At 33.8% G+C, this 2,917-nt stretch carries 3 protein-coding genes and 1 pseudogene; 3 read left to right on the top strand and 1 reads right to left on the bottom strand.

Annotated features, from left to right (window positions below; genetic code table 11):
• Positions 1-212: 212 nt before the first annotated feature.
• A complete protein-coding gene (locus tag ACFX4L_RS25235) occupies positions 213-1,070 on the bottom strand; it encodes an MBL fold metallo-hydrolase (RefSeq protein WP_377387625.1) in 858 nt (285 codons plus the stop codon).
• Positions 1,071-1,561: 491 nt separating this feature from the next.
• On the opposite strand from ACFX4L_RS25235, the gene ACFX4L_RS25240 reads away from it, so the two are divergent.
• The 3 genes and pseudogenes from ACFX4L_RS25240 to ACFX4L_RS25250 form a co-directional block, all read left to right on the top strand.
• A complete protein-coding gene (locus ACFX4L_RS25240) occupies positions 1,562-2,053 on the top strand; it encodes an Lrp/AsnC family transcriptional regulator (protein ID WP_061463125.1) in 492 nt (163 codons plus the stop codon).
• Positions 2,043-2,666, top strand: coding sequence for a LysE family translocator (locus ACFX4L_RS25245; protein ID WP_284470879.1), 624 nt, complete (start codon positions 2,043-2,045; stop codon positions 2,664-2,666). The genes ACFX4L_RS25240 and ACFX4L_RS25245 overlap by 11 nt, the downstream gene beginning before the upstream one ends.
• Positions 2,667-2,810: pseudogene (locus ACFX4L_RS25250) on the top strand (MFS transporter); the annotation flags it as partial.
• Positions 2,811-2,917: the final 107 nt, after the last annotated feature.

Raw genomic sequence — 2,917 nt, forward strand, 5'->3', positions numbered from 1 at the left:
GTAGATTCTCCTCACTTATTGTGTATGATTCTACATGCCCTTATTTTTATTGTCCAACTAAGTGTAACCTGTCCAATCTTGCCTTGATGGGCATGTGGCGGTCCCCCTATTAAACTGAGGGAGTTCATTAAGAAAGGCATCGTCTCCAATTTTATAAAATGCCCACCGTTAACTAAATAGGAATTCTTATAAACTGAGGACTGATCTCTAAGCTAATTATTTATTTCGAACCCGTTCACAAAGTATCCAATTGTTTCAAGCTCTTCTTCATTTAGCTCTCTGTTTAGCTTGAGTTGATAAGATTTCTTTATATCTTCAAAGCGTCCCTCATATTTATCTGTCAAGGTAGCTACAGTCCTTAATAGTATTGCTTCCTTCTGATATTCATCCTTCGATATCGGCTTCCAATGGGATAGGACATAGATTTCAGCATCAAATTGATCGATTGTGTCTAATAATTGAATCGTACTTTGAGTCGTATAATTCCTCTTGTTTGAATAGATATCTGCATAAATAGAGTCGCCAAGGAATAGTATTTTTTCTTCTTTGATATAGACAATGATAGAGTCTGGGGAATGATTGCCTCCTACATGCTGCAAAAGACATGATACTCCTCCTAGATCAATCTCCATTCTCTGTTCAAAGGTTAAATCTGGTAATGATATGATAATATTTCTTTCACTTCCAAATTCTTTTATGATTGCATTGGCACAAAATTCAATTTCCAATCCCGACTTCACCCGTTCTTCTAAAGCAGAATCTGTCCATTCGTAAGAAACAAGGTTCTTAATTTTAGCTTTCGTTTGAATAGAAGCAACAGACAGCATATTCAAAGCAGACAAACCAAAGATATGATCCCAGTGCCAATGTGTAAGCACAACGATGCTTGGAAGTGGAATACCTTGTTCTTTAAGCTCTTTAAGAAAACAATTAGCATGTGCTTCTGAATTTCCTGCATCAATCATTAACGATCTGTTATCTCCAACCACTACACCTAGAATAGGTCTATCCGTTTCTGAAACAGGTGTTTGATACCAACACCGATTGCTGATTTTTTCCAAAGTTTGCATATACTTTCCCCCTAAAGATACTATCCTTCAGTAATTCCATAAGCATCTTAATAAACCCTTTGTCACCTTTTTAAACGTATATGCTTATATTTCGTGAGTTACTGCAAATGATAACAAAAAGGGGTAAGTCCGGGGTACCGCCACATGCCCATCAAGTTAATATTTTTCAAGTCCCCCAAGATGAAAAACTAAGATGTTTCTAGGAAAAGAAACTTAAAATTTTCATTTTGGGGGTATTCATTCTTTTTAGCTTGATGGATATGGGGTCTCAACGTCAAAATGCGAAAATTATACACTAAGACATTATTAGGAATTAAAACCTCGATTTTGTTACGATTCAAAGCGCCATGACATGTGTTCAGAAAAGGACCATTTCTGAGACTGTTATATATATATATATATTATTTTTCATTATTAAAGAAAATACCACTTGTTTCTTTGTTAAATAAATATTAAAATGATTAAAAGTTTATAAAGAAAGGTTGATTAACTTGGATTCTTACGATTATAAAATTATGCAATCAATAATGAATAATGGTAGAGTTACTTGGGCTGAATTGGCATCTCACATTGGATTGTCTTCACCAGCAGTTGCTGATCGTGTCAATCGTTTGATTAGTAATGGAGTAATTAAAGAGATTGGAGCCAAGATAGATGGAGAAAATGTAGGAACTGAGTGTACAGCTTTTGTATCAGTCTCATTAGAAAAACCAAAATATAGAGAAGAATTCTTACATCTTATTACTAATTTGGAGGAGGTACAAGAATGTCATCATATTGCGGGGGATGATGATTATTTATTGAAAATTCGTTGTCGGAATACCAAGGATTTAGACAGAGTGATTAGCTATGAAATCAAAAGTCTGCAGGGGGTACTTCGAACAAAAACAACAATAGTAATGGATACAACGAAAGAAACATTTAAAATTCCTTTGCAAAAAGATAAGTTTTTTATTGATGAGGTAGGAGAAAATGACAAGTGAATTCTTACTCAAAGGTCTTATCATTGGTTTTAGTATTGCGGCTCCTGTAGGACCTATCGGAATTTTATGTATTCGTAGAACGCTTGAGAACGGGAGATTCGTTGGATTTATGTCAGGTTTAGGTGCTGCAACAGCGGATGGTTTATATGGTTTAATTGCGTGTCTAAGCTTAACAGTGATAACTAATTATTTGATTAATCAACAATTATGGTTTCAACTAATTGGCGGAATTTTTTTAGGTTATTTGGGTGTTAAAACTTATATATCAAAACCCTCAAATATACTTACTAAAAGTAAAAATGAACAAAATATTAAGGCATATATATCTACTTTCTTTTTAACAATAACTAACCCGGTAACAATTTTGTCTTTTATTGCCCTTTTTTCAGGGCTTGGAATAGCTAATTCAGAGATTGACTTAATGGCGAAATTAATATTAGTATTAGGAGTTTTTTTAGGTTCAATACTATGGTGGTTATTTCTTAGTATTGTTGTTAGCTTATTAAAGAATCGAATAAATGCATATTCTTTAATAATTATCAATAAAACATCTGGCTTAATTTTACTGTTATTTAGCCTATGGTCTTTTTATGGTGTACTAATTACTTTGTAATATTTGCTTTCAACATTACATTTAACTTCTGACACAAAGTGATTTAATTATACCTTAATTAGAGTAGGCGGTCTTGTAGGAAGTATTATTGTTGTTCCACTTGAAAAGCGATTTCGACGTGGGATTCTAATTCCCTCTTTGCTAGGTAGGGGTACCGCCACATGGCCATCAAGCTAAGGTGAATTTGTATCATCATAACGAAAAAAGCGCTATTCTTTTTGTAGAAATATACAGGAAGGATGGCGTTTTCT

Origin of the sequence: Peribacillus sp. YIM B13482 (assembly GCF_042787975.1) — a bacterium.
In the GTDB taxonomy this organism is placed as follows: domain Bacteria; phylum Bacillota; class Bacilli; order Bacillales; family DSM-1321; genus Peribacillus; species Peribacillus simplex_A.